General features: G+C 67.9%; 23 protein-coding genes. 1 reads left to right on the forward strand and 22 read right to left on the reverse strand.

The window, feature by feature from the left end:
• Nucleotides 1-191: 191 nt before the first annotated feature.
• Entirely contained in the window at nt 192-1,454 is a 1,263-nt protein-coding gene (gene murA / locus ACFSJG_RS10970) for a UDP-N-acetylglucosamine 1-carboxyvinyltransferase (protein ID WP_378485272.1), read from the reverse strand.
• 58 nt (nt 1,455-1,512) lie between these two features.
• Here murA and ACFSJG_RS10975 point away from each other — a divergent pair, with 58 nt between their 5' ends.
• Complete coding sequence (locus tag ACFSJG_RS10975) at nt 1,513-2,088, forward strand: cob(I)yrinic acid a,c-diamide adenosyltransferase (RefSeq protein WP_378485273.1); 576 nt, start codon at nt 1,513-1,515, stop codon at nt 2,086-2,088.
• 40 nt (nt 2,089-2,128) lie between these two features.
• Here ACFSJG_RS10975 and ACFSJG_RS10980 read toward each other — a convergent pair whose 3' ends face one another.
• The 21 genes from ACFSJG_RS10980 to argS all read right to left on the reverse strand — a co-directional run bounded on the left by ACFSJG_RS10980 (nt 2,129) and on the right by argS (nt 23,966).
• Nucleotides 2,129-2,569, reverse strand: a complete 441-nt coding sequence (locus ACFSJG_RS10980; protein ID WP_378485274.1) for a DUF2550 domain-containing protein — start codon at nt 2,567-2,569, stop codon at nt 2,129-2,131.
• A 52-nt stretch (nt 2,570-2,621) separates the two neighbouring features.
• Entirely contained in the window at nt 2,622-2,987 is a 366-nt protein-coding gene (locus ACFSJG_RS10985; RefSeq protein ID WP_378485275.1) for a F0F1 ATP synthase subunit epsilon, read from the reverse strand.
• Nucleotides 2,988-2,993: 6 nt separating this feature from the next.
• Complete coding sequence (atpD, locus tag ACFSJG_RS10990) at nt 2,994-4,439, reverse strand: F0F1 ATP synthase subunit beta (protein ID WP_378485276.1); 1,446 nt, start codon at nt 4,437-4,439, stop codon at nt 2,994-2,996.
• Nucleotides 4,440-4,442: 3 nt separating this feature from the next.
• On the reverse strand, nt 4,443-5,414 hold the full coding sequence (locus ACFSJG_RS10995) for a F0F1 ATP synthase subunit gamma (protein WP_378485277.1): 972 nt from the start codon (nt 5,412-5,414) through the stop codon (nt 4,443-4,445).
• Nucleotides 5,415-5,461: 47 nt separating this feature from the next.
• Nucleotides 5,462-7,105 carry a F0F1 ATP synthase subunit alpha gene (atpA, locus tag ACFSJG_RS11000; protein ID WP_378485278.1) on the reverse strand — a complete coding sequence of 548 codons (1,644 nt, stop codon included), beginning with the start codon at nt 7,103-7,105 and terminating at the stop codon, nt 5,462-5,464.
• 74 nt (nt 7,106-7,179) lie between these two features.
• Nucleotides 7,180-8,004 (reverse strand): F0F1 ATP synthase subunit delta, encoded by an 825-nt coding sequence (locus tag ACFSJG_RS11005; protein WP_378485279.1) that lies wholly within the window; start codon nt 8,002-8,004, stop codon nt 7,180-7,182.
• Between the two features lie 5 nt (nt 8,005-8,009).
• Nucleotides 8,010-8,570: a F0F1 ATP synthase subunit B gene (locus ACFSJG_RS11010; RefSeq protein ID WP_137875724.1), complete on the reverse strand. Its 561-nt coding sequence runs from the start codon at nt 8,568-8,570 to the stop codon at nt 8,010-8,012.
• Between the two features lie 7 nt (nt 8,571-8,577).
• Nucleotides 8,578-8,823, reverse strand: coding sequence for an ATP synthase F0 subunit C (locus ACFSJG_RS11015; protein WP_007532702.1), 246 nt, complete (start codon nt 8,821-8,823; stop codon nt 8,578-8,580).
• A gap of 109 nt (nt 8,824-8,932) precedes the next feature.
• Nucleotides 8,933-9,658, reverse strand: a complete 726-nt coding sequence (gene atpB / locus ACFSJG_RS11020) for a F0F1 ATP synthase subunit A (protein ID WP_378485280.1) — start codon at nt 9,656-9,658, stop codon at nt 8,933-8,935.
• Between the two features lie 428 nt (nt 9,659-10,086).
• Nucleotides 10,087-10,533, reverse strand: a complete 447-nt coding sequence (locus ACFSJG_RS11025; RefSeq protein ID WP_378485281.1) for a hypothetical protein — start codon at nt 10,531-10,533, stop codon at nt 10,087-10,089.
• A 22-nt stretch (nt 10,534-10,555) separates the two neighbouring features.
• Nucleotides 10,556-11,758, reverse strand: coding sequence for a glycosyltransferase family 4 protein (locus ACFSJG_RS11030; RefSeq protein WP_378485282.1), 1,203 nt, complete (start codon nt 11,756-11,758; stop codon nt 10,556-10,558).
• A 10-nt stretch (nt 11,759-11,768) separates the two neighbouring features.
• On the reverse strand, nt 11,769-12,434 hold the full coding sequence (locus ACFSJG_RS11035; protein ID WP_378485283.1) for an L-threonylcarbamoyladenylate synthase: 666 nt from the start codon (nt 12,432-12,434) through the stop codon (nt 11,769-11,771).
• 116 nt (nt 12,435-12,550) lie between these two features.
• Nucleotides 12,551-13,450, reverse strand: coding sequence for a peptide chain release factor N(5)-glutamine methyltransferase (gene prmC, locus ACFSJG_RS11040; RefSeq protein ID WP_378485284.1), 900 nt, complete (start codon nt 13,448-13,450; stop codon nt 12,551-12,553).
• A gap of 96 nt (nt 13,451-13,546) precedes the next feature.
• A complete protein-coding gene (gene prfA, locus ACFSJG_RS11045) occupies nt 13,547-14,626 on the reverse strand; it encodes a peptide chain release factor 1 (protein WP_378485285.1) in 1,080 nt (359 codons plus the stop codon).
• A 101-nt stretch (nt 14,627-14,727) separates the two neighbouring features.
• Nucleotides 14,728-14,961, reverse strand: a complete 234-nt coding sequence (gene rpmE, locus ACFSJG_RS11050) for a 50S ribosomal protein L31 (RefSeq protein WP_007532714.1) — start codon at nt 14,959-14,961, stop codon at nt 14,728-14,730.
• Between the two features lie 164 nt (nt 14,962-15,125).
• Entirely contained in the window at nt 15,126-17,141 is a 2,016-nt protein-coding gene (rho, locus tag ACFSJG_RS11055) for a transcription termination factor Rho (protein ID WP_378485286.1), read from the reverse strand.
• A 405-nt stretch (nt 17,142-17,546) separates the two neighbouring features.
• Nucleotides 17,547-18,479 carry a homoserine kinase gene (gene thrB, locus ACFSJG_RS11060; RefSeq protein WP_378485287.1) on the reverse strand — a complete coding sequence of 311 codons (933 nt, stop codon included), beginning with the start codon at nt 18,477-18,479 and terminating at the stop codon, nt 17,547-17,549.
• A gap of 29 nt (nt 18,480-18,508) precedes the next feature.
• Nucleotides 18,509-19,597 carry a threonine synthase gene (thrC, locus tag ACFSJG_RS11065; protein WP_378485288.1) on the reverse strand — a complete coding sequence of 363 codons (1,089 nt, stop codon included), beginning with the start codon at nt 19,595-19,597 and terminating at the stop codon, nt 18,509-18,511.
• Complete coding sequence (locus tag ACFSJG_RS11070) at nt 19,590-20,897, reverse strand: homoserine dehydrogenase (RefSeq protein ID WP_378485289.1); 1,308 nt, start codon at nt 20,895-20,897, stop codon at nt 19,590-19,592. Before ACFSJG_RS11070 ends, thrC begins: the two co-directional genes overlap by 8 nt.
• Nucleotides 20,890-22,317: a diaminopimelate decarboxylase gene (lysA, locus tag ACFSJG_RS11075; protein WP_378485290.1), complete on the reverse strand. Its 1,428-nt coding sequence runs from the start codon at nt 22,315-22,317 to the stop codon at nt 20,890-20,892. Before lysA ends, ACFSJG_RS11070 begins: the two co-directional genes overlap by 8 nt.
• Entirely contained in the window at nt 22,314-23,966 is a 1,653-nt protein-coding gene (gene argS / locus ACFSJG_RS11080; protein ID WP_378485291.1) for an arginine--tRNA ligase, read from the reverse strand. Before argS ends, lysA begins: the two co-directional genes overlap by 4 nt.
• Nucleotides 23,967-23,973 lie beyond the last annotated feature (7 nt).

The raw sequence follows: 23,973 nt of genomic DNA on the forward strand, positions 1-23,973 counted from the left end.
GACACCGAACACCATCAAACGCGCAGGTCGGACGATCGTGAATGCGTCGCCGACCGCCGAAACACGTGTTGTGACGCCGGACACTCCCCCCGGCTACCGGCCCCGAAGTTGCTCGCGAAACGGCAAGGGCGCTGCTTCCTCGCACTCATGCGAGGAAGCAGCGCCCTTGCCGTTCCCGGAACACCCGCGGGTCAGTCCGCGGCAGCCACTCGTTCGATGTCGCCACCGAGGTCCGTGAGGTCTTCGACGAACCTGGGGTAGCCCCGATCGATGTGGTAGACGTCGTGCACTTCGGTCGTTCCGTCCGCGACCAGGCCGGCCAGGACCAGGCCCGCTCCGGCGCGAATGTCCGAGGACCACACCGGAGCACTGGACAGATGCGGGATACCCCGCACCACCGCGTGGTGGCCGTCGGTCCGGGCATTGGCCCCGAGCCGGATCATCTCCTCGACGAAGCGGAACCGCGCCTCGAACACGTTCTCCGTGATCATCGACGTGCCGTCGGCGATCGCCGCCAGGCCGATCGCCATCGGCTGCAGGTCGGTGGGGAATCCGGGAAAGGGCAGGGTCGCGAAGTTGACGGCGCGTGGTCGGTCGGCCTGCACGACGCGGAATCCGTCCGCTTCGGTCGTCACCTCGGCGCCCGCTGCCCGCAGTTTGTCCAGAACCAGCGCGAGATGGCGGGGATTGACGCCGCGCACACGGACGTCTCCCCTGGTCATCGCTGCCGCGACACCCCAGGTTGCGGCGACGATGCGGTCACCGATGACGCGGTGGGTCGTCGGTCGTAGCTCGCGCACGCCCTGGATTGTCAGCGTCGATGTCCCAGCACCTTCGATCCGTGCGCCCATGCGGCCGAGCATGTTGCACAGGTCGACGATGTCGGGTTCGCGGGCCGCGTTGTCGATGACGGTCTCGCCCTGGGCGAGGACCGCGGCCATCAGGATGTTCTCGGTGGCACCCACCGACGGGAAGGCAAGTCGGATGCTGGCTCCGTGCAGGTCCTCGGCCTCCGCGACGACGCATCCGTGCTGGATCTCGCTTTTGGCGCCGAGCAACCGCAACCCGCTCTGGTGCATGTCCAGCGGTCGGGATCCGATCGCATCTCCACCCGGCAGCGCGACTACAGCGCGGCGGCAGCGCGCGACGAGCGGCCCCAGCACACACACCGACGCCCGGAACTGCGTCACCGCGGGGAAGTCCGCGTGGTACTCGGGTTCGGCGGGTGTCGTGATGGCGACCTCGTCACCCTCGAGGACCACCTCGCAGCCGAGCCCCCTCAAGACCTCCGCCATCAGCGGCACGTCGAGGATGTCCGGGCAGTTCGTGATGGTCGTCGTGCCCTCGGCGAGCAACGCCGCTGCCATCAACTTCAGCACGCTGTTCTTCGCGCCGCTGACCGAGACCTCACCCGACAGTCTGTTGCCGCCGGTGACCAGAAAGCGTTCACTCACAGTCGCACAGCCTAGTCAGGCCACCCGGAGACGCCGTCGGGGCGCGTACGGTGACGACATGGCAGTCCACCTGACCCGCATCTACACGCGTACCGGCGACGACGGAACCACCGGTCTGAGCGACTTCTCTCGTGTGTCGAAGAACGACCCGCGGCTCGCGGCCTACGCGGACTGCGACGAGGCGAACGCCGCTCTCGGTGTGGCCATGGCGGTCGGCAACCCGGACGAGCGAATGACCTTGGTGCTGAGGCAGATTCAGAACGATCTGTTCGATGCCGGCGCCGACCTGTCGACGCCTGTCGTCGAGTCCCCGAAGTACCCGCCGCTGCGGATCACACCGGAGTACATCGACCGGCTCGAGGCGTGGTGCGACGAGTTCAACGAGGGACTGACTCCACTGAACTCGTTCATCCTCCCGGGTGGGACGCCGCTCGCCGCATACCTGCACGTGGCCCGCACGATCGTGCGGCGGGCGGAACGCGCCGCGTGGGCGGCTGTCGACGCAGCTCCCGACGACACCAACGTCACGCCCGCCAAGTACCTCAATCGACTGTCCGACCTGCTGTTCATCCTGGGCAGGGTCGCCAATCCCGACGGTGACGTGCTGTGGAAGCCGGGCGGCGACCGGCCCTGAAACGACGGAACCCCGGCCGACGGCCGGGGTTCGTTTCATGTCAGTCGATCATTCCGGGCGGACGCCCGCGCAGTGACCGACCCGAGGGACGGGACTCGATCCACGAGAGGAACGCGGTCAGCGCGCCGCGGTCGAGGGCGAACTCGAACGCGAGCCCGGAGTCGCCGTCGCGAACCGAGACGATGACGATCTCGTCGGTCATGATGTCGTACTCGGTGTCCTGAGGTGACCGACGCCCGTCGATCTCGATGCCCTGTCGCGAGATTCGCGAATCCGGGCCCGGCCGCAGGCTCGACAGCTTGAAGAACTGAAGGGTCTCCTCGCCGTATCGGATGATTCCGTGACGCCACCCGATGCCGGCGTCGTTCGGCAGGTTCCGGAGGATCGCCGCGGTCCCACCCCGGCGCAGCACCACCAGTCGATACGCGAAAGCCGCGACGAGGGCCGCGAGCAGCACAACCAGAATCGAAAGAACGATCACTCCGGCTGTCACTGCTCGTCGGCCTACTCGTCGCGGCTTGTCGTGATGTTTCTCAGGCCCGCTCGACTGCGCGCAGCTGGCCCTTGGCGATGGCGATCGCCTCGTCGGATGCGGTGGTATCCGCGAGGACGGCCTTCGCGGCGTCGACGTCGATGTCACCGGAGAAGTCCGCGGACTCCGCCAGGATCGTCACCGTCTTGCCGGTCACCGAGAGGAAGCCACCGTGCACCGCGGCGACCAGACGCTCGCCCTCGGTGGTGATGGCAACGGTCCCACCCTCGACCAGCTGGCCGAGGACGGGCTCGTGGCCGTACATGATGCCGATCTCACCCTCGGTGGTCTGGGCGCTGACGAGAGTCGCCTGCCCCGACCACAGCCGCCGCTCGACGGCGACGAGCTCAACGGTCATCTCAGCCATCGTCGACTACTTTCCGGCGATCTTGGCGGCAGCGGCCTCGACGTCGTCGAGTCCACCACAGCTGTTGAACGCCTGCTCGGGCAGGTGATCGAACTCGCCCTTGCAGACGCGGTCGAACGCCTCGATGGTGTCGCGCAGCGGCACCACGGAGCCGGCCTCGCCCGTGAACTTCTCGGCGACGATGAAGTTCTGGCCGAGGAACTTCTGCAGACGACGGGCGCGGCCGACGAGGACCTTGTCCTCTTCCTGCAGCTCGTCCATACCGAGGATGGCGATGATGTCCTGCAGTTCCTTGTACTTCTGCAGAATCCGCTTGACCTCGTTCGCGACGCGGAAGTGCTCCGCACCGACGATGCCGGGCTCCAGGATGCGGGAGGTCGAGCTCAGCGGATCCACAGCGGGGTAGATACCCATCTGCGAGATCGGGCGCGAGAGCTCGGTGGTCGCATCGAGGTGCGCGAAGGTCGTGGCCGGCGCCGGGTCGGTGTAGTCGTCGGCGGGGACGTAGATCGCCTGCAGCGAGGTGATCGAGCGGCCACGGGTCGAGGTGATGCGCTCCTGGAGCTCACCCATCTCGTCCGCCAGCGTCGGCTGGTAACCCACGGCCGACGGCATACGACCGAGCAGGGTCGAGACCTCGGAACCGGCCTGGGTGAAGCGGAAGATGTTGTCGATGAACAGCAGCACGTCCTGGCCCTGCACATCGCGGAAATACTCCGCCATGGTCAGTGCGGACAGGGCGACGCGCATACGCGTTCCCGGCGGCTCGTCCATCTGGCCGAAGACAAGGGCGGTGTCCTGGAGGACGCCCATCTCTTCCATCTCGAGGTGAAGGTCGGTGCCCTCACGGGTGCGCTCACCGACGCCTGCGAACACCGAGGTTCCGGAGAACTCGCGGGCGATACGGGTGATCATCTCCTGGATCAGAACGGTCTTGCCGACGCCGGCGCCACCGAACAGACCGATCTTGCCGCCCTTGACGTACGGGGTCAGCAGGTCGATGACCTTGATGCCGGTCTCGAGGATCTCGGTCTTTCCCTCGAGCTGATCGAAGGCCGGGGGCTTGCGGTGGATGCCCCACTGCTCGCCGTCGCGACCGAGGCCCGGGGTGTCGAGGCAGTCACCGAGGGCGTTGAACACGTGGCCCTTGACGACGTCGCCGACGGGAACCGAGATCGGCCGACCGGAGTCGACAACCGCGGCGCCACGGACCAGGCCGTCGGTGGGCTGCATCGAGATGGTGCGCACGAGGTTGTCGCCCAGGTGCTGCGCCACCTCGAGGGTCAGAGTCTTCGCGACCGTCGGCAGAGTGACCTCTGCGTTCAGCGCATTGAACAGGGCCGGAACGGCGCCACGCGGGAACTCAACGTCCACAACGGGACCGATGACCCGCACGACCCGGCCGGCGGTTGCCGTGCCGTTCGCGTTGGTTTGGGTTACTGCTGCGGTCATGTGCTAGTCACTTCCTGCGCTCGAGGCCAGCGCATTCGCGCCACCGACGATCTCGCTGATTTCCTGGGTGATCTGGGCCTGGCGCACCTGGTTGGCCTCACGGCTCAGGGTGTTCACCAGCTCGTTCGCGTTGTCGGTGGCCGCCTTCATGGCGGTGCGACGCGCGGCCGACTCCGACGCCGCGGCATCGAGCAGCGACGAGTAGATCCGGGTGTTGATGTACTTCGGCAGCAGGGCGGACAGCAGCGTCCCGGCCTCCGGCTCGAAGTCGTACTGGGCCGTGGGCTCAGCACCGTTCGAGTCGGAGAGCATGTCCTCACCGAGCTCGAAGTTCGAATCCTGGTAGTTGACCTCCAGCGGCGCCATCCGGCGGACCTCCGGAGACTGCGTCAGCATCGAGACGAACTTCGTGTAGACGATGTGCAGCTCGTCGACGCCCTCGACCGTTCCCTCACCGTTGTACGCCGGGATCGTGTTGCCCGATCCCGCCATGAACAGCTCGACGAGGTGCTTGCTGGCGCGCGCGGCGTCGGCGTAGCCCGGATCCTGGGAGAATCCGGTCCAGGCACCCTTCACGTCACGGTCACGGAACGTGTAGTAGGTCAGGCCCTTCGTGCCCAGCACGTAGAGCACCGGCTCCTTGCCCTCGCTGCGCAGCAGCTGGAACAGCTCCTCCGCCTCCTTGAGGACGTTGGAGTTGTAACCACCACACATGCCGCGGTCGCTGGTCACGACCAGCACGGCGGCACGTTTCGGGTTCGCCCGCTCGTTCAGGAGCGGGTGATCGAGAGATCCCGAGGCACTCGCCAGCGCGGAGAGCACCTTGGTGATCTCCTCGGCGTACGGCTTGGAGGCCGCGACCCGAATCTGCGCCTTGGTGATGCGGGAGGTCGCAATGAGCTCCTGCGCCTTGGTGATCTTCTTGGTCGAGTTGACCGACTTGATGCGGGAGCGCAATTCGCGCAAGTTCGCCATCTACTCAGTCCCTCCTTCCCAATTGGTGTCCGTCACGGCCGCCGCGCTCACTTGGCGACGTGCTTGCGGGTGACGGAAACCTGCTCCTGGCTGACCTCGTCGGCACCGAGAGCAGCAGCCTCGGCCTCGTTGACGACACGGCTGCCGTCGGAAGCGAGGAAGCCCTGCTTGAACTTGTCGGTCGCGGCGTTGAGGGCCTCGATCGAGTCGCCGTCGAGCGCCTTTCCGCCTGCGATCTGCTCGTACACACCAGCGGCGTTGCGGCGCAGATCCTCGAGTAGCTCGGACTCGAACCGGCGGACGTCGCCGACCGGCACGGAGTCGAAGACACCTTCGCCCGCGAGGTAGATCGAGATGATCTGGTCCTCGACGGCGATCGGGCTGTACTGGTCCTGCTTGAGGAGCTCGACCAGACGCTGGCCGCGCTCGAGCTGAGCCTTCGAGGCGTCGTCCAGGTCCGAGGCGAAGGCGGAGAACGCCTCGAGCTCACGGAACTGGGCGAGCTCCAGACGCAGCGAGCCGGAGACCTTCTTCATGCCCTTGGTCTGCGCGGCGCCACCGACTCGGGAAACCGAGATACCGACGTTGATCGCCGGGCGGATGCCCTTGTTGAACAGGTCGGACTCAAGGAAGACCTGGCCGTCGGTGATGGAGATGACGTTGGTCGGGATATAGGCCGAGACGTCGTTGGCCTTGGTCTCGATGATCGGCAGAGCCGTCAGCGAGCCACCGCCGAGCGCGTCGGACAGCTTGGCCGAACGCTCCAGCAGACGGGAGTGCAGGTAGAAGACGTCACCGGGGTAGGCCTCACGTCCCGGCGGGCGACGCAGCAGCAGCGAGATGGCGCGGTACGCCTCGGCCTGCTTGGTCAGGTCGTCGAACACGACGAGGACGTGCTTGCCCTGGTACATCCAGTGCTGGCCGATGGCCGAGCCGGTGTACGGGGCGAGCCACTTGAAGCCGGCCGAGTCCGAAGCCGGAGCCGCGACGATGGTGGTGTACTCCATCGCGCCGTTCTCCTCCAGAGCCTGCTTGACGCCGGCGATGGTGGAGCCCTTCTGACCGATGGCGACGTAGATGCAGCGGACCTGCTGCTTCGGGTCGCCGGTCGCCCAGTTGGCCTTCTGGTTCAGGATCGCGTCGATGCAGACCGCGGTCTTGCCGGTCTTGCGGTCGCCGATGACGAGCTGACGCTGTCCGCGGCCGATCGGGGTCATCGCGTCGATGGCCTTGATGCCGGTCTGGAGCGGCTCCTCGACGGGCTGACGCTCGAGCACGGTTGCGGCCTGCAGTTCGAGGTCGCGGTTCTCGGTCGACTCGATCTCGCCCAGGCCGTCGATCGGCTGGCCGAGCGGGTTCACGACGCGGCCGAGGAAGGCATCGCCGACGGGGACGGACAGGACGTCGCCGGTCCGCTTGACCTGCTGGCCCTCCTCGATGTCCTGGAAGTCACCCAGGATGACGGCACCGATCTCGGTGGCATCCAGGTTCAGCGCCACACCGAGGACGCCGCCGGGGAACTCCAGCAGCTCGTTGGCCATCGCCGAAGGCAGGCCGGTGACGTGCGCAATGCCGTCGCTGGTGTCGGACACCGTGCCGACCTCCTCACGGGAGGCCTCCGGGGAGTAGCTCGCGGTGTAGTTCTCGATCGCGCTACGGATCTCGTCGGAGGAGATCGTCAGCTCCGCCATGTTCTTCCTGCTCTCGGTATCTGGTCTCGAAAATGGTTCTGGGTGGGTGCTGCGGGGCGCAGCGTGGACGCCGGCTACTTGAGGTTCTTGCGCAGCGATGCGAGTCGTCCCGCGGCGCTGCCGTCGATGACCTCGTCACCCACGCGGACCACGAGTCCACCGAGGAGTTCGGGGTCGACCTCCACGTGCACCGTGACCGGCTTCCCGTAGGTCCTGGTCAGCGTCTCGACGAGCCGTTCGGTCTGGGCCTCGGACAGCGCGGTGGCGCTACGCACGTGTGCGACCGCCTTGTCGCGCCGCGCCGCGGCCAGCTCGGACAGTTCGTTGAGCGCATCCGCCGGAGCCGACTTCAGTCGACCGACGGCCTGGGTTGCCAACGCCTCGGTGACCGCCGTGACCTTGCCGTACAGCAGCTTGGCCAGCAGCTCACGCTTGGCCGATGCCGGACGGGCCCGGTCGGACAGGCCCTGCTCGAGGTCGGGGTTGCCCGCCACGATGCGCCCGAGCCGGAAGAGCTCGTCCTCGACGGTGTCGAGCTGGTTCTGGTCGTCGGCTGCACGCAGCAGCGACTCCCGGCCCAGCAGGACCAGCGAGTTGCGCAGGTCTGCGGAGGTCGACCAGTCCTGGCCTGCCGCGGCGTCGATCGTCGCCAGGGTCTCGGCGGAAACCTTGCCCGAGAAGACCTGGTCGGCGAGTGCCTGCCGGACGGACGCGGGAGCCGACGGATCGGCCAACGCGGCGCGGAGTGTGCGCTGGCCGTCGAGGACCTCGACCGCCGTGAACAGCTCCGCGCCGGTCTGTGCCGCAGCCGCAGTCGCCGCACCGGCCGAAACCCCGGCCAGTGCTGATTCCAGGGCGCTCCTCGTCTGAGTCAGCGCCTCACGGCTTGCTGCGTACATGGTGCTCACTTTCCGTTTGCGGAGTCAGCGCTGACGGTGTCCAGTTCACTGAGGAAACGGTCGATCGTGCCTGCCCGCTTGACGTCGTCGGCGAGGGACTCACCGATGACCTTCTCGGCCAGGTCGACCGCGGTGCGGCCGAGGTCGCTGCGCAGCTCCGCAACGATCTGCTGACGCTGAGCGGCGAGCTGGCTGCTGCCGGCTGCGACGATTCGGTCGCTCTCCTCCTGAGCCTGCACCTTCATCTCGTTGATGATCTGCTGACCCTGGGTGCGGGCATCCTCGCGGATGGCCGCGGCCTCGGTACGAGCGTCGGCGAGCTGGGCGCGGTACTGCTCGAGCGCTGCCTTCGCCTCGGTCTGCGCCTCCTCGGCACGCTTGATGCCGCCTTCGATCTGGTCGGAGCGATCGGCGAGAACCTGCTGGAACTTCGGAAGGATGTACTTCCAGAAGAAGAAGCCGATGACAGCAACACAGACCAGCGACCAGACGATGTCATAGGTCGCGGGGACGAGAGGATTGATGTCCTCGCCCTCCGCGGCCGCGATCACTGCAATGTTCGACATGGCGTGATCAGAAAATGAAGCCGGCGACGAGGCCGATCAGCGCCAGGGCCTCGGTGAACGCGATACCGAGGAACATGTTGGTACGGATCTGGCCGGCGAGCTCGGGCTGACGGGCGATGCCCTCGATGGCCTTACCGACGACGATGCCCACGCCGATGCCGGGGCCGATCGCGGCGAGGCCGTAACCGATGGCGCCGAATCCGCCACCGGTGACCTCGGAGGTGACTTCCTGTGCCAGGTACGAGAGGCTCATGTGGTTTTCCGTTCCCTTTCTGTTGCCCGTCGCCGGGTTCGGCGCAGGGTCAGTATGTGTGGTGTTGGGTGGTCGATCCCCGCGGATGCCGACGCTGTCGGCTCGCAGGTCAGTGCGAGTCGGCGTGCAGCGCCAGGTCGATGTACACGGCGGTCAGCAGGGCGAAGACGTACGCCTGCAGGAAGATCACCAGCATCTCGAACAGGGTGAAGCCGAAGCCGGCTGCCAGCGAGAACACACCGAAGATCTTCATTCCGGCCGCGGCCTCGAAGAAGAAGTACTGGGTGGCGCTGAAGAACAGCACGAGCATGATGTGGCCGGCCAGCATGTTGGCCATGAGTCGGACGGTCAGCGTGAACGGCCGCAGGATGAAGGTCGAGATGAACTCGATCGGGATCAGCAGGAAGTGCAGGGCGATCGGGACGTTCGGGACCACGATGCTGGACTTCACGTACTTGAAGAAGCCGTACTTCTTGATGCCGACGTAGTTGAACACCACATACGCGAGCGCGGCGAGCACGATCGGCATGCCGACACGGGCATTCGAGGAGATGTTCAGGAACGGGATCACACTCGACGCGTTCAGGAACAGGACCGTGAAGAAGATCGTGCACAGGACGGGCAGGAACCGCTTGCCCTGCTCCTTGCCGAGAACCTCGTCGGCGATCTGATCCTTGACGAAGGCGAGTGCCATCTCGGCGACGTTCTGGGCGCCACGCGGGATCAGCTTCGGGCTGCGCATCGCGATCGCGAAGAAGCCGAGCAGGACGACCGTCATCAGGATGCGCACCAGCATCAGACGATCGAGCTCGAACGGCGTGCCCTCGAACAGCACAGCGGGAGGGAAGAAGTCTGTTAGTGACGGCGGATGGAATTCCGCGGCCAGGGTGGTGACGCTCAGCGGTCTCTCCCGTTGTCGTGGCCGCAGGCGGCATCGCCTGCGGTTCGATCGGACATTGACGAACTAACAAGTCGACCAGGTCGGCTCGCGTATTCGTCAGCCGCTGCGGCTCGCCCGGTCACGCCAAGTTCACGGGTGCGTTGCGTCTGTCGGTGTCGGCGACGGTCGTCGACTCGGCGGTTCCACCACGCGGTTTCGGTACTCGAAACACCTCGAATGGGAATCACCTTCGTGACTGAGGACCGGTGCTGTTTCGTCTGATTCGCACCGTTCCAGCTGTCACGTGACCCTGACCTTATCAAGACAACTACGACGTTGTGTAGACGGGGTCTGCGGGCAGAAGAAAACTACTGGTCGTAGTACTACTTCGAATCGGATTCGGGATCGACGGTGTCGACGTACGGCACCTTCACCCGCACGAGACCGATCGTCTCCGCACCCAGCACGATGATCAGCGCGAGCACGATGACCGTGGCCAGAGCACCCTTGCTGTAGAAATCCATCCCCTTGAGCAGGCCGAGGACCACGATCGCCAGGATCATCTTGAGCAGCCAGCTGCCGAGCAGCACGAGGCCCGAGGTGGCGGGCGGCATCTTCTCCGTGAACAGGACCGCGAGCGCGGTGCACAGGATGAATCCGCCACCGACCGCGACGCCGATGAGCGCTCCCCACAGGCCTGCCCACCCCGCGATCAGGGACGCGACCAGCGAACCCACGACTGCGAGAGCGATCAGGCCGGCGATCCCCCACCGCACTGCGGCGCGGAGGGGTGCGGACGGGTCGGGCAGGGGTTGGGGAGAGAAGCTCACAAGCAACCAGGGTAGCGGGCGCTCACACCGCGTCCCGATCGCGACCACGTACCCGCTGGACGCGGAGCGACGGAACCGCGGTGACGACCAACGCGAACACGAGCCCACCCGCCACCAGGAGCACGACCAGCCGACGGTCGAACAGGGCCGTGCCGACCGCACCGAACGCGAGCACCCCGACCCACAAGTAGATGAGCAGCACGACCCGGCGATGCGAGTGCCCGATCTGCAGGAGGCGGTGATGCAGGTGCATCTTGTCGGGCGCGAACGGGCTGCGACCGGCCATGGTCCGCCGGACGACGGCGAGCAGCAGGTCGAGGATGGGGATGAACATCACCGCGCCGACCAGCAGCAGCGGCGAGAGCAGACCGAGCATGTCGCGGGAACCATAGGCGTTCAACGGGATCCGCCCGGACGCACTGGTGGAGATCGCGGCCAGCATCAGTCCGATCAGCATCGAACCCGAGTCGCCCATGAAGATGCGGGCCGGCTGGAAGTTGTGCGGCAGGAAGCCGAGACACGCGCCCGCGAGTGCGGCGGCGAGCATCGCAGGCGGATACGCGCTGACGTCGCCGCCCTGCCCGTGCAGCAGGCCGACCGAGAAGACCAGGATGGCCAGCGCGGCGATGAAACCGAGTCCTGCGGCTAGCCCGTCGAGGCCGTCGACGAAGTTCATCGCGTTGATCATCACGACCGCGACGAGAACGGTGAACAGGCCGCCCTGCAACTGGTCGAGCACCAGGGTCGTGCCACCACCGAACGGCACGTACAGCACCAGCCAGCTCACACCCATGACGACCATCACGCCCGCCGCGGTGACCTGGCCGACGAACTTGGTCAGCGCGTCCAGACCCCAGCGGTCGTCCACGAAGCCGACAGCGACGATGACCGTCGCCGAGACCAGAGCCGCGGGAATGTCCTTGGTGTTGTACTCGAATCCCCGCGCCAGCGCCGGAAGCTGTTGCGCGAAGAGCAGGGCCGCGACGAAGCCGAAGTACATCCCGAGCCCGCCGAGCCGCGGCGTCGGCGTGACGTGCACGTCGCGGTCACGGGGAACGGCGACCGCACCGAACTTCAGCGCGAACAGGCGCACTCCCCCGGTCGCGAGGAAGGTCACGACCGCGGCGGTGAAGAGCACCAGCAGGAGTTCACGGACCGGCACCCCGGCCCCACGGGACGCCGGTGCCTCCGCCGCGATCAGGAACGTGGCATCGGCGACGGTCACAGTGCGGCGCTCATCCTTGCGCGCCTCCGAGCAGACTCTCGACCGTCACGCCGAGCACCTCCGCGACCTCGGCGGTCGGGACTGCACCCTCCCGGAGGACGCGAGGCGCGTCGGACGTCAGGTCGACGATCGTCGAGGCGACGGCATGTTCGGCCGGACCGCCGTCGAGGTACACCGCGGCGCTGCCGCCGAGCTGGCTGCGCGCCTGTTCAACGGTCGTCGCAGGCGCGTGACCGGAGATGTTCGCGCTGGACACCGCCAGCGGACCGACCTCGCGCAGCAGTTCCAGGGCGACGGGGTGCAGCGGCATTCGCAGCATCACGGTGCCGCGGGTGTCGCCGAGATCCCAGGCGAGCGACGGCGCCTGCTGGACGACCAGGCTCAGCCCGCCCGGCCAGAACGCGCGCACTAGTTCACGCGCCTCGGGCTTCACCGTGAACACGAGTCCGTCGATCGTGTTCCAGGAGCCGACGAGGACCGGCACCGGCATGTCACGCCCGCGGCCCTTGGCCCGGAGCAGGCCGGCGACGGCGTCGCTGTCGAACGCGTCGGCCGCGAGGCCGTAGAGCGTGTCGGTCGGCATGACGACGAGACGCCCTGCCTTGAGCGCGTTTCCCGCAGCCCGGATTCCGGCGTCGCGTGTGTCGGATTGCCCGCAGTCGTAGACGATGCTCACCTGTTCATCCTTTCACCCGGCCCACAGCACCGGTGTCTCCGCCACCCCCGTCGGTTCCCGGTGCGCAGCCGTGCTAGGGCACGTTCGCCGGTCTGTCTGTCGACGGTTGCGCCCTGTCAGTGTCCCCGTGCCGCTTCGGTGGCGGTGGCGACGCGCCGCGCCACCACGAATCGGGGCTTGCCCGCCAGGTCGTTGTGCTCCGCGACCTCGCCGAACACCCGCCGTTCTCGCAGCAGCCCCGCCACCTGGGTGCCGTTGGTGTCGTCATGCTCGATCGCGAGGGCGCCGCCGATTCGGAGCCACCGCGCGATGTTCGCCACCATCGGGGTGATCACGGACAGGCCGTCGGCGCCGCCGAACAACGCGGTCGACGGGTCGTGGTCGGCGACCTCCGGATCGAGTTGCGCACCGAGCGGGATGTACGGCGGGTTCGACACGATCAGATCGACGCCGCCCTCCAGTTCGGGCGCGAGGGTGCGGTCGGTGACGTCGCCGTGGTGGAGCACGATCGGGGTGTCCCCCGCCGCCGCGCGGGTGTCGGCGTTGCGGCGTGCCCACGCCAAGGCCGCGGTGTCGAGTTCGACCGCGTGGACCACCGCGTCGGGCCGGGCGTGTGCGATCGCCAGCGCCAGCGCCCCCGACCCCGTGCAGAGGTCCAGGACCACCGGCGGACGCGTCGGGGTCGTCTCGAGCACCGCGATCGCCCAGGCCAGCAACAGTTCGGTCTCGGGACGCGGAACGAACACACCCGGGCCGACGGCGAGGTCGATGGCACCCATCGCCGCGACACCGGTGATGTGCTGCAACGGAATTCGCTCGGCGCGCCGCGCGACGAGACCGCGGTACTTCTCGATGACGTCGGGATCGACCAGCGGAATCAGCCCGAGGCGGCCGCGCTCGACACCGACGACGTGCGCGGCGAGCAGTTCGGCGTCCGTGCGCGGACTCGGAACGCCGGCGTCCTCGAGGATTCGCGTGGCGTCGAGGATCGCCAGGCGCAGCGGTTGTCTGGTCACGCGCTCAGCCTGCCATGCCCGGGTTCGGCGGGATGCGCCGACCGTCACACGTGGACCTGCAGATTCCCGCGACACTCACGCGAGCAGCGGTGGCGCTCACTCTGCTGCGAGACGCGCTTCCCGGTCGGACTTGCCCAGCGCGTCGAGCAAGGCGTCCATCTCACCGTCCAGGACGGCGTCGAGGTTGTGGGCCTTGAATCCGATCCGGTGATCGGTGATGCGGTTTTCCGGGAAGTTGTAGGTGCGGATGCGCTCCGACCGGTCGACGGTCCGGACCTGGCTGGCGCGGCCCGCGGATGCCTCGGCGTCTGCGGCCTCTTCCGCCGCGGCCTGCAGGCGCGCCGCGAGCACCTGCATCGCGCGTGCCTTGTTCTGCAGCTGCGACCGCTCGTTCTGGCAGGTCACGACGATGCCGGTCGGGAGATGGGTGATGCGAACCGCGGAGTCGGTGGTATTGACGCCCTGACCGCCCTTGCCTGAGGACCGGTAGACGTCGATACGCAGATCGCCCTCGTCGATCTGCACCTCCTCCACCTCGTCGGGCTCGGGGTAGATGAGCACGCCTGCGGCGGACGTGTGGACCCGCCCCTGCGACTCCGTGACGGGGACGCGCTGCACCCTGTGCACGCCGCCCTCGAACTTGAGGCGGGACCAGACGCCGTCGCGGGTGTCGCCCTTGGACTTGATCGAGAGCGTCGCGTCCTTGTATCCACCCAGGTCGGAGACGGTGACGTCGAGGACCTCGACACGCCAGCCGTGACGTTCGGCGTAGCGGACGTACATGCGCGCGAGATCGGAGGCGAAGAGTGCGGACTCCTCGCCGCCCTCACCGGACTTGAGTTCGAGCACCACGTCGTCGGCATCGTGCGGGTCGCGCGGCGCGAGAAGGTCGGTGAGCGTGACGTCGAGCTCGGCGACCTGCGCTTCCAGCTCCGGCAGTTCCGCCGCGAAGGACGCGTCGTCGGCGGCGAGTTCGCGGGCAGCGGCGAGGTCGTCGCGGGCGGCGACGAGCTTCGCGTGGGTCGCCATGATCGGCGCGAGCTCGGCGAAGCGCTTGCCCACCCGCCGGGCGGCGGCAGGATCGTTGTGCAGCGACGGGTCCGCCAGCTGCGTTTCGAGGCCGGCGTGCTCGGCCAGGATGTCGTCGATCGCCGAGGGCTGGGTCGTGCCCGCCATGATGCGCTCCAGGTGTGCGTTGGAATCGGGTGAAGACGTGGGGATGCAAAAAAGCCGACGCCCGGCCTGCAAGGTGCACAGGACGGGCGTCGGCGATGTCGCTAGCTGTCGGCGGCGGCCTTCTTCGGCGCACGCTTGCCGTAGCGAGCCTCGAAGCGGGCAACGCGTCCGCCGGTGTCGAGGATCTTCTGCTTGCCGGTGTAGAACGGGTGGCACTGCGAGCAGACCTCGACGGTGATCCGTCCGCTCGTGGCGGTGCTGCGGGTCTCGAACGTGTTGCCGCAACCGCAGACGACGGTGGTCGCCACGTACTCGGGGTGGATTCCTGCCTTCATGGTGTCCCTTTCGTGGTCGCCGGGTCGACTTCGCGAATCGAAGCCGTGAACCGGAACCGGACATTGTGTTTCCAACACCCGGCGAGCGCCGGATGCGCGGTCGTTCATTCTGCCAGAGGCGACCGACGTTCTCCTAAACGACGTCGGTCGCCGATCTGTTCCCTCTAGTCGTCGCCGATGGCGCCCGGTGCGGTCTTCGTGACCTGCATCAGGAACTCGACGTTGCTCTTGGACTTCTTGAGCCGGTCGATGAGCAGGTCGATCGCCTGGTGCGAGTCGAGGCCGGACAGGACACGACGCAGCTTGTGCACGACCGCGAACTCGTCCGGGCTCATCAGCAGCTCGTCCTTGCGGGTGCCGGACGGGTTGACGTCGACCGCCGGGAACACGCGACGCTCCGCGATCTTGCGGTCGAGCTTGAGCTCCGCGTTGCCGGTGCCCTTGAACTCCTCGAAGATCACCGTGTCGCCGGTGGATCCGGTCTCGACCATCGCCGTCGCGATGATCGTCAGCGACCCGCCGTTCTCGATGTTGCGAGCAGCGCCGAGGAACCGCTTCGGCGGGTACAGCGCGGTCGAGTCGACACCACCGGACAGGATGCGTCCGGACGCGGGCGAGCTGTTGTTGTACGCACGGCCCAGTCGGGTGATCGAGTCGAGCAGCACGATGACGTCACGGCCCTGCTCGACGAGTCGCTTGGCGCGCTCGATGGCCAGCTCGGCGACCGACGTGTGATCTGACGGCGGGCGGTCGAAGGTCGAGGCGATGACCTCGCCCTTCACCGACCGCTGCATGTCGGTGACCTCTTCGGGACGCTCGTCCACCAGCACCACCATCAGGTAGCACTCGGGGTTGTTGGTGGCGATCGCGTTCGCGATGTCCTGCAGAACCGTGGTCTTGCCCGCCTTCGGCGGCGACACGATCAGGGCACGCTGGCCCTTGCCGATCGGCATGATCAGGTCGATGACGCGGGTGGTCAGGATGTTCGGCGTGGTCTCGAGACGCAGCCGCTGGTTCGGGTAGAGCGGGGTGAGCTTGTTGAACTCGGGGCGACGCTTCGCGGCCTCGACGTCCCCACCGTTGACGGTGTCGATCCGGACCAGCGGGTTGAACTTCTGCCGCTGGCTGCCGCCACTCTCGCCCTCACGGGGCACGCGGACGGCACCGGTGATGGCGTCGCCGCGGCGGAGCCCGTTCTTGCGAATGAGATTCATCGACACGTAGACGTCGTTCGGACCGGCGAGGTAGCCGGAGGTCCGCACGAAGGCGTAGTTGTCGAGGACGTCGAGGATGCCGGCAACCGGCTGCAGGACGTCGTCCTCGCGGATCTCGACGTCGCCGCCACCGCCGCCCTCGCCGCGCTCACGACCACGGCGACGCTCCCGGAAGCGACGCCCGCGACGACCCCGGCCCTCGCCGTCGTCGTCCCGGTTGTCGCGCGACTCGTTGCGGGGGCCGTTGCCCTGTCCGCGGTCGTCCTGGTTGCGATCCTGGTTGCGACCACCCTGGCCACGCTCGCCCTGGCTACGGTCACCCTGGTTGCGGTCACCCTGGTTGCGGTCACCCTGGCCACGCTCACGGCGCGGGCGCTCATTGCCCTGCTCCTGCCGCGGCTGCTGCTCCTGCCGAGCAGGCTGCTGCTCGGGCGCCTCGGCCTGTTCGGGAGCTGCACTGCCCGCGGGCCGGGACGCGCCGCGACGCTGTCGTCCACGACGGCCACCCTGCTCGCCCTCGGCCTGGGTGTCGACCTCGGCGATCGCGATCGCGGTCTGCTCCCCGGCGTCGCCGGATTCGGCCTTGGCCTTCTTGGCCGGAGCCTCGCGCTTGGCGGGAGCGTCGTCCTTGGCGGGAGCGTCGACCTTGGCGGGAGCCTCGTTCTTGGCGGGAGCCTTGTTCGTGGCCGCCTTGGGGGCGCTGCCGCCCTGGCGCTCCTTGATCGCGGCGATCAGGTCGCCCTTGCGCATTCCGGAGGTCCCCTTGATGCCGAGCTCGCCTGCGAGTGCACGCAGTTCGGTCAGCACCATGCCGGAGAGTCCGGCACCGCGACGCGCGTCGGCGCGCTTGGTCGCGGCTGTGACGGCCGAAGCCGTCTGAGAAGTCTGTGCACCGCCGGTCGAGCCCGACGCGGTCGACACCGCATCGTCGAGCACAGGAGTGGCGATCAGGTCCGTATCGGTCACGGATGTCCTTTCCTTCCCTCGCCCGCGCGGCGCTGGGTCGAGGGTTCGTTCCGCAGCTCAATGACTGAACTCGGATGTGCCGGACATGTTTCGGAAAATGTCGGGCCGTTCACCCGTTCTGGTTCAGGCACCTTCTCCTGGACGATTCCACCATTGCCTCGACGACCTCGAAGCACTCGGATTCGGGCGGAAAAAGCGCAGTCCGGGACTCGGGGGGGCTGATCCGTGAATTCCGAGCCTCGCGATCGCGAGAAGCGATCAGGAAGCCCCTGCATCGGGAGTGATTGCCCTGTAGAGCACCGGCGACTGATACGCACGATGGGCGAACGCCCTCAGGATAGCCGTGAACACGAATACGGGCAAGGACAACCGGGGTGGTGTGCGTCGTCACACCACCCCGGTTGCTCAGTCGGTGCGTACCCCGTCCGCGATCTTCAGATCGAGTACCCGCAGACCGTCGGCCTCGACCGCCGAACGCAGGTCGGCGGGGAACGGCGCGGTGGTCAGCGCGAGAACCGTCGGCCCAGCTCCCGAAACCACGGCGGCGATGCCACGTTCACGAAGCGCGGCCACCCAACGGGTGGTCACCGGTAGCGCGGAGGCCCGCTGCTGCTGGTGCAACCGGTCTTCGGTGGCGACGAGCAGCAGGTCCGGCCGCGTGGTGAGGGCGACGACGGCAAGAGCCGCCCTGCTCGCATTGAAGGCGGCGTCGCCGTGCGGAACGAGCTCAGGCAACAGCCCCCGAGTGTGGGAGGTCGACGAACGATCCTCCGGCACCAGCGCGACCGCCCGGATGGACGGATGGACCTCGAGGCGGACCGCCCCGAACCTGCGCGGAAGGTCCTCGTCGACCTGGTCCTCGCTCCACGAGACGACGGCCCCGCCGAGCACGCTCGCCGCGGCGTTGTCCGGGTGACCTTCGAACTCGGACGACAACTGCACCATCTGCTCGTCGTCCAGAGCCAGCGCGGGATCGAGCAGGGCGACGAGCCCGTTCGCGGCCGCGAGCCCCCCGACTGCCGCGGAGGCCGACGACCCGAGCCCGCGGGAGTGGGGAATGACGTTGCGGCACACCACGTCCAACCCTCCCGCCCAGACGCCCGCGGCTTCGAGTCCGCGTTCGATGGCGCGAACGACCAAGTGCGAGGGTCCCCACGGGACGTCGTCCGCCCCTTCACCCTCCACTCGGACGGACAGTCCCGACTCGGTCGTCGTCACGGAGATCTCGTCGTACAGGCCGAGCGCCATTCCCAGCGTGTCGAACCCCGGGCCGAGGTTGGCCGAGGACGCGGGCACCCGCGCCGTCACCGACAGGCCCGCCGGCAAGGTCTGAGTCATGGCTGCTTCGTCGATTCGGGAGGCGGTCACTACACCAGCTCGAGTGCCGTGGCCACGGCAACCGGATCGACCGGGATCGGCTGGACCGCAGGCATTCCCAGCAGGGCCGTGTCGGGATCCTTGAGGCCGTTGCCCGTCACGGTGCACACGACGGTCTGGCCGCGATCCAGCCAGCCCTCCTTGTGCGCCGCGAGCAGACCGGCGACGGACGCCGCGGACGCGGGCTCGACGAAGACGCCCTCGGTCCGCGCGATCAGGCGGTACGCCTCGAGGATCTCGTCGTCGGTGGCCGCACGGAATGCACCGTTCGACTCCTCCTTGGCCGCGACCGCACCGTTCCAGGACGCGGGCGATCCGATGCGGATCGCGGTCGCAATGGTCTCGGGATCCTTGACCGGGGCGCCGTGGACGAGCGGAGCGGCGCCCGCCGCCTGGACCCCGAGCATCCGCGGCCGGGACGAGGAGATGCCGTCGGCGTGGTACTCCGAGTAGCCCTTCCAGTACGCCGTGATGTTGCCGGCGTTGCCGACCGGCAGGGCGTGGATGTCGGGGGCCTTGCCGAGCGCCTCGACGATCTCGAACGCAGCGGTCTTCTGGCCCTCGATGCGCACCGGATTCACCGAGTTCACCAGACCGATGGTCGGGAACTCGGCGGTGGTCTTGCGCGCCAGTTCGAGGCAGTCGTCGAAGTTGCCCTCGACCTGGATGATCTTCGCACCGTGCATAACGGCCTGAGCCAGCTTGCCCATCGCGATCTTGCCCTGCGGAACCAGCACCGCGCAGGTCATCTTGGCGACGGCGGCGTATGCGGCGGCCGACGCGGAGGTGTTACCGGTGGAGGCGCACAGGACGGCCTTCTGGCCGCGGGCGAGCGCGTCGGTCACGGCCATCGTCATGCCGCGGTCCTTGAACGACCCGGTCGGGTTGAGCCCCTCGACCTTCAGGTACACGTCGCAGCCGGTGATCTCGGAGAGGTGGCCGGCGGGCACCAGCGGGGTCCCACCCTCGAGCAGGGTGACCGTCTTCCAGTTCTCCCCGATCGGGAGCCGGTCCCGGTACGCCTCGATCAGGCCCGGCCAGGGCGTGTGAACGGGGGTGTGCTGACGAGGGCTATTCACTGGAACCTTCCAATCGGAGAACACTGGTGACCGCGGTGACGAAGTCGAGTTTGCCAAGGGCCGCAACGGTTTCGGAGAGTGCAGCATCGGTGGCGCGGTGAGTGACGACGATCAGCCGGGCACCGCTGCCCTCGCCTTCCTGCCGCACCGTCGAGATCGACACGCCGTGCTCGGCGAATTCCGCGGCCACCGCGGAGAGCACACCGGCGCGGTCCGCAACCTGCATGTTCACGTAGTAGCGCGTCGGGATCTCGCCGATCGGGGCGATCGCGAGGGCGGCGTAGCTCGACTCGCGCGGGCCGCGACCACCGTTCACCTTGTTGCGGGCGGCCATCACGACGTCGCCCATGACGGCGGACGCGGTGGGTGCACCGCCGGCGCCCTGCCCGTAGAACATGAGCCGGCCCGCGTTCTCCGCTTCGACGACGACCGCGTTGAAGGCACCGTTCACCGAGGCGAGCGGATGGTCGAGCGGGACGAGCGACGGGTATACCCGCGCCGAGACACGCTCGGTGCCGTCCTCCGCGACGACCCGCTCGCAGATCGACAGCAGCTTGACGGTGCAGCCGAGCGACTTCGCCGCCTCGAGGTCACCGGAGGTGATCTTCGAGATGCCCTCGCGGTAGACGTCGCCCGCGGTGACGCGGGTGTGGAAGGCGATCGACGCCAGGATCGCGGCCTTGGCGGCGGCGTCGAAGCCCTCGACGTCGGCCGTCGGATCGGCCTCCGCGTAACCGAGGCGCCCCGCCTCGGCCAGCGTGTCGGAGTAGTCCGCGCCGGTCTCGTCCATGGCGGACAGGATGAAGTTGGTGGTGCCGTTGACGATTCCCGCGACCTTGTTGACGCGGTCACCGGCGAGGGACTGCGTCAGCGGACGGATGACAGGGATCGCGCCCGCGACCGCGGCCTCGAAGTAGAGGTCCGCGTTCTCCTTCTCGGCGGCCTCGGCCAGTTCACCGGTGTACTCGGCGAGCAGCGCCTTGTTCGCGGTGACGACCGACTTCCCGGAGTTGAGTGCGGCGAGGATGAGCTTGCGTGGCACCTCGATACCGCCGATGACCTCGACGACGAGGTCGACGTCGGGGCGGGCGACGAGGGAGTCCGCGTCGGTGGTCAGCAGGCCCTCGGGCACACCGCGGTCACCGTCGATCCGGCGAACCGCGATGCCACGCAGCACGAGTGGGGCACCGATCCGGGACTCGAGGTCGGCGGCGTTCTCACGGATGATCCGCACGACCTCGCTGCCCACGTTACCGAGGCCGAGTACCGCCACACCGATCACGGCGTTCGGTTCAGTCATCTTGCTGTACCTCCAAGCTGAGCAGATCTTCCACGGTTTCCCTGCGCAGCACGAGGCGGGACTTCCCGTCGCGTACCGCAACCACGGCGGGCCGGGTGAGCAGGTTGTAGCGGCTGGACATCGAATAGCAGTATGCGCCGGTGGCGGCGACCGCCAAGAGATCCCCGGCAGCGACGTCCTCAGGCACCCAGACGTCGCGGATCACGATGTCACCGCTCTCGCAGTGCTTGCCCACGACGCGCGCGACAACGGGTTCCGCTCGACTGTCCCGCGAGACCAGCCGACAGTCGTACTCGGCTTGGTACAGCGCAGTGCGGATATTGTCACTCATTCCGCCGTCCACGCTGACGTAACGCCGAGTTGCGTTGCCGTCCAAGCGCACATCCTTGGTGGTACCCACCTCGTAGAGCGTCACGGTGCCCGGACCGGCGATGGCGCGGCCCGGCTCGACCATCAGCGTGGGCACGGGCAGCCCCGCCGCCGCGGACTCCGTTTCCACGATGTTCGCGAGCTTCGCGGCAAGGTCGTCCACCGGCGGCGGGTCGTCGCTCTCGAGGTACGAGATACCGAGTCCACCGCCGAGGTCGATGATCGACACCTGCGAGGTCTTCTCGACGCCGAACCCGTCGACGATCTGACGCAGCAACCCGATGACGCGGTGCGCTGCCAGTTCGAAACCGTCGACGTCGAAGATCTGCGACCCGATGTGGCTGTGCAGGCCGACGAGTTTGAGGTTGTCGGTCTCGAACACCCGGCGGACCGCGTCGAGGGCGGAGCCACCGGACAGCGAGAACCCGAACTTCTGGTCCTCGTGCGCGGTGGCGATGAACTCGTGGGTGTGCGCCTCGACGCCGACCGTGATCCGGATCAGCACCTCCTGCACGACACCGAGCTCACCCGCGACCTGGTCGAGACGCTCGATCTCCTGCATCGAGTCCAGCACCACGTGGCCGACGCCCGCGGTGACCGCGGCCCGGAGTTCGGCGACGGACTTGTTGTTCCCGTGCATGGTGATCCGCTCGGCGGGGAATCCGCCGTGCAGGGCAACGGCGAGCTCGCCGCCCGAGGCAACGTCCATCGAGAGGCCCTCGTCGGCGATCCACCGCGCGATCTCGGCGCTCAGGAACGCCTTCGACGCGTAGTGCACGCGCTCGGCGGAACCGAATGCCCTGGCCATGTCCCGGCAGCGGGAGCGGAAGTCGTCCTCGTCGATCACGAACAGCGGGGTGCCGTACTCGGCCGCCAGCTCGGTGACCGGGACGCCCGCGAGACGGACGACGCCGTCGTCGCCGCGAGCGGCCCCCCGCGGCCACACGGCCGCGGGAAGCGTGGTCATCTGCGCCGGGTCGGCCGGCCGCGGGGGCAGGCCCGGCGCGTGCTGGATGTCGGCGTGCCGGGGTCCGGCGGGATGCGCGCTCACATTCGCTCCGGGGCGCTCACGCCGAGCAGTCCGAGGCCGTTGGCAAGCACCTGGCGGGTGGCCCCGCACAGCGCCAGTCGGGCGGTGTGCAGTTCACCCGCGGGCTCGTCGCCCTGCGGAAGCACGCGGCAGTCGGTGTAGAAGCGGTGGTAGGTGCCCGCCAGCTCCTCCAGGTACCGGGCGATCCGATGCGGTTCCCGCAGGTCCGCGGCGGCCTTGACGACCTTCGGGAAGTCGCCGATCGTGCGGATCAGGTCGCCCTCGCGATCGTGGGTGAGCAGCTCGAATCTCGGGTTCTCGGTGGTCAGGCCGAGATCGGCGGCATTGCGGGCCAGCGACGCGAGCCGGGCGTGCGCGTACTGCACGTAGTAGACGGGGTTCTCGCTGGTGGTGCTGGCCCACAGCTCGAGGTCGATGTCGAGGCTCGAGTCGACCGACGAGCGGATCATCGCGTACCGGGCCGCGTCGACGCCGATGGCCTCGACCAGGTCGTCGAGGGTGATGACGGTGCCCGCTCGCTTGCTCATCTTCACCGCGACACCGTCACGGACCAGGTTGACCATCTGACCGATCAGCACCTCGACCGTCGCCGGGTCGTCGCCGAACGCGGCGGCCGCGGCCTTGAGCCTGCCGATGTAGCCGTGGTGGTCTGCGCCGAGCATGTAGATGCACAGGTCGAACCCACGGGAGCGCTTGTCCTGGAAGTACGCGATGTCGCCCGCGATGTAGGCGGCGTTGCCGTCCGACTTGATGACGACGCGGTCCTTGTCGTCACCGAAGTCGGTGCTCTTGAGCCACCAGGCCCCGTCCTCCTCGTAGAGGTTCCCGCTGCCCTTGAGGGTGGCGACGGCCTTCTCGACGGCGCCCGACTCGAAGAGCGAGTTCTCGTGGAAGTAGACGTCGAAGTCGGTGCCGAACTCGTGCAGGGTCCGCTTGATGTGGTCGAACATCATCGCGACGCCGAGGGAACGGAACGCCTCCTGCTGCTCGTCGGCGGCCAGTTCCAGGGCGTCGGGGCGCTGACGCACCACCTCGGCGGCGATGTCGACGATGTACGCGCCTGCATACCCGTCCTCGGGGGCCGGCTCACCCTTGGCCGCGGCGATCAGCGACCGGGCGAAGCGGTCGATCTGGGCGCCGTGATCGTTGAAGTAGTACTCCCGGGTCACGTCGGCGCCCTGCGCGGCCAGGATGCGGCCCAACGCGTCGCCGACGGCCGCCCAGCGGGTGCCGCCGAGGTGGATCGGACCGGTCGGGTTCGCCGACACGAACTCGAGGTTGATCCGGGTTCCGGCCAGCGATGCGGCGTTGCCGTACTCCTGACCTGCGGCGATCGCCTTCTCGACGATGGCTCCCTGGGCCGCGGCGGCGAGCCGGATGTTGAGAAATCCCGGACCGGCGACCTCGGCGGACTCGATGCCCGCATCGGCGGTCAGCGCCTCGGCGATCCAGGTCGCCAGGTCACGGGGGTTCGTGCCGGCCTTCTTGCCGACCTGCATCGCGACATTGCTCGCGTAGTCGCCGTGCTCGGGGTTGCGCGGCCGCTCGACGGTCAGTGTCGCGGGCAGCACGGAGGCGTCCAGATCGTGCTCGGTGAGGACCTTCGCGGCAGTGACGCGAAGGAGTTCTGCAAGGTCGGCGGGAGTCACGGGTATT

The organism is Rhodococcus gannanensis (assembly GCF_042681175.1).
GTDB lineage: Bacteria > Actinomycetota > Actinomycetes > Mycobacteriales > Mycobacteriaceae > Rhodococcus_G > Rhodococcus_G gannanensis.

Coding starts and splice junctions, on each gene's coding strand:
- prfA (WP_378485285.1), bottom strand. CDS start 14,626: ATGGCGGGCACGACCCAGCCCTCGGCGATCGACGACATCCTGGCCGAG.
- thrB (WP_378485287.1), bottom strand. CDS start 18,479: ATGACTCAGACCTTGCCGGCGGGCCTGTCGGTGACGGCGCGGGTGCCC.
- atpA (WP_378485278.1), bottom strand. CDS start 7,105: ATGGCGGAGCTGACGATCTCCTCCGACGAGATCCGTAGCGCGATCGAG.
- ACFSJG_RS10985 (WP_378485275.1), bottom strand. CDS start 2,987: ATGGCTGAGATGACCGTTGAGCTCGTCGCCGTCGAGCGGCGGCTGTGG.
- ACFSJG_RS11015 (WP_007532702.1), bottom strand. CDS start 8,823: ATGAGCCTCTCGTACCTGGCACAGGAAGTCACCTCCGAGGTCACCGGT.
- ACFSJG_RS10995 (WP_378485277.1), bottom strand. CDS start 5,414: ATGGCGAACTTGCGCGAATTGCGCTCCCGCATCAAGTCGGTCAACTCG.
- ACFSJG_RS11070 (WP_378485289.1), bottom strand. CDS start 20,897: ATGACTGAACCGAACGCCGTGATCGGTGTGGCGGTACTCGGCCTCGGT.
- rpmE (WP_007532714.1), bottom strand. CDS start 14,961: ATGAAGGCAGGAATCCACCCCGAGTACGTGGCGACCACCGTCGTCTGC.
- atpD (WP_378485276.1), bottom strand. CDS start 4,439: ATGACCGCAGCAGTAACCCAAACCAACGCGAACGGCACGGCAACCGCC.
- ACFSJG_RS11005 (WP_378485279.1), bottom strand. CDS start 8,004: ATGTACGCAGCAAGCCGTGAGGCGCTGACTCAGACGAGGAGCGCCCTG.
- ACFSJG_RS10975 (WP_378485273.1), top strand. CDS start 1,513: ATGGCAGTCCACCTGACCCGCATCTACACGCGTACCGGCGACGACGGA.
- ACFSJG_RS11010 (WP_137875724.1), bottom strand. CDS start 8,570: ATGTCGAACATTGCAGTGATCGCGGCCGCGGAGGGCGAGGACATCAAT.